At 29.4% G+C, this 1,966-nt stretch carries 2 protein-coding genes; both read left to right on the plus strand.

Translation table 11 applies throughout. From position 1 onward, the window contains the following. Nucleotides 1-606: 606 nt before the first annotated feature. Complete coding sequence (gene prs / locus B0A58_RS16135) at nucleotides 607-1,434, plus strand: ribose-phosphate diphosphokinase (RefSeq protein WP_089081883.1); 828 nt, start codon at nucleotides 607-609, stop codon at nucleotides 1,432-1,434. Further along, nucleotides 1,431-1,946, plus strand: coding sequence for an O-acetyl-ADP-ribose deacetylase (locus B0A58_RS16140; protein ID WP_089081884.1), 516 nt, complete (start codon nucleotides 1,431-1,433; stop codon nucleotides 1,944-1,946). The genes prs and B0A58_RS16140 overlap by 4 nt, the downstream gene beginning before the upstream one ends. Nucleotides 1,947-1,966: the final 20 nt, after the last annotated feature.

Raw genomic sequence — 1,966 nt, forward strand, 5'->3', positions numbered from 1 at the left:
AAATATACATATAAAATATATTTGGTATGAGTTATGGTTTTAGTTATAAAAATTATTTCTTTTTTGTAATGAAAATATGTATTGATACTGTAAAAAATTGAAGTACATTTTATTATATTTCTTAATATCTTTGAATAATTAAATTTTATAAATATTTTTGAAATACAATTAAAAATAAATAGTATTTATTTTATTTATTTAAAATAAAATACATTAATATTTGTTATAATAGAATTATAGTTCTTCATTTAATTTAAAAAAAAATTAAAAATTATAAAATTACTTTATTTTTAAAATTAAAGGAAATCAATTATAAAACGGTTCATATAAGATTATTCATTTTGATTTACCTAAGACTATTGAAATCACATTGCCAGTAAATATTTACTATATAATTAGTAGTATAAAATACACTTAAAATTAATAAGTTATTACTTAAAAAAAATAATTAATACATATTTTTAGTTTAATAAAATTATTACATTTTTTTTTCAGCCATGTTTAAAAAAAATAAAATAAATATTTTGTGTAAAATATACACAAAACATTTGGTGGTTTCAAAAAGTAGTTTTATCTTTGCGTAATAATAACACAAAATAAATAATTATGTTGCTCCATTTAGACCCCAATTTCAAACCATTTGCAGGAGAAGAAATCCAATTTGATAAATTTACTTTTTCGGGTGGGGAACCTCATATTAAAATCAATCCAAACTTTGATTTGACTGAAAAAGTAACTGTTACACACCGCATGCAATCCTTTAATGACCTTGGTTTTTTGTGTTTGGCTGCTGATGCTTTGCAACGCATGGGAGCACAACTCGGCACTTTGTTTATCCCTTATTTTCCAGCAGCTCGACAAGATCGGGTGATGGTAGCGGGCGAACCTCTTTCGGTAAAAGTATATGCCCAGATTATCAATAGTTTAGGTTTTGAAAAAGTGATGGTTTTTGATGCCCATTCGGAGGTAACACCCGCTGTTTTGGACCATTGTGAGGTCATTCCGAATCATGATTTTATTCAAAAAGTAGTTGGAAAAATTGGTGATGAGTTACTTTTGATTTCGCCAGATGGTGGTGCTTTGAAGAAAATATACAAAGTATCCGAATTTTTGGGAGGCGTAGAAGTGGTAGAATGCAGCAAAAGCCGCGATGTGAAAACAGGTAAATTATCTGGATTTAAAGTTTACAAAGACGATTTAGAAGGAAAAAATTGCCTCATTGTAGATGACATTTGCGATGGTGGTGGCACTTTTGTTGGTTTGGCACAAGAACTCAAAAACAAAAATGCAGGCAAACTATACCTAGCCGTGAGCCACGGAATTTTCAGCAAAGGTTTTGAAGCCCTGCAAGACTTTGAACGCATTTTTACAACCAATTCTTTTAGGGATTTTGAGAATGAAAAGGTGGAAGTGATAAAAATTGAAACGAGATGAAAATACAACTAATCAAAGGAGATATAACAACTATTGAAGTAGATGCCATTGTTAATGCTGCCAATTCATCACTTTTGGGCGGTGGAGGTGTTGATGGTGCCATTCACAGAATTGGCGGAAAACAAATTTTGGAAGAATGCATCGCAATTAGAAATAAACAAGGTGGTTGCAATACAGGTGAAGCGGTCATTACTAAAGCAGGTAATTTGCCATCAAAATATGTTATTCATACCGTTGGACCTGTTTGGAATGGTGATAAAGAAGAAAAGAAATTACTTTTGGAAAACTGTTATCGGAATGTTTTAGAATTGGCTGTTTCAAACCATATAAAAACGATTGCTTTTCCTAATATTAGTACTGGAATTTATCATTTTCCAAAGGATAAAGCAGCAAAAATTGCAATAAATACCGTTTCTAATTTTATTCAAAAAGATAAAATAGAAGAAGTTATTTTTGTTTGTTTTGATGAGGAAAATTTCAATATTTATAAAGAAGTGTTGGTATCTATTTAAAATGCCACAGATGCACAGAT

Source organism: Flavobacterium branchiophilum NBRC 15030 = ATCC 35035 (genome assembly GCF_002217205.1).
In the GTDB taxonomy this organism is placed as follows: domain Bacteria; phylum Bacteroidota; class Bacteroidia; order Flavobacteriales; family Flavobacteriaceae; genus Flavobacterium; species Flavobacterium branchiophilum.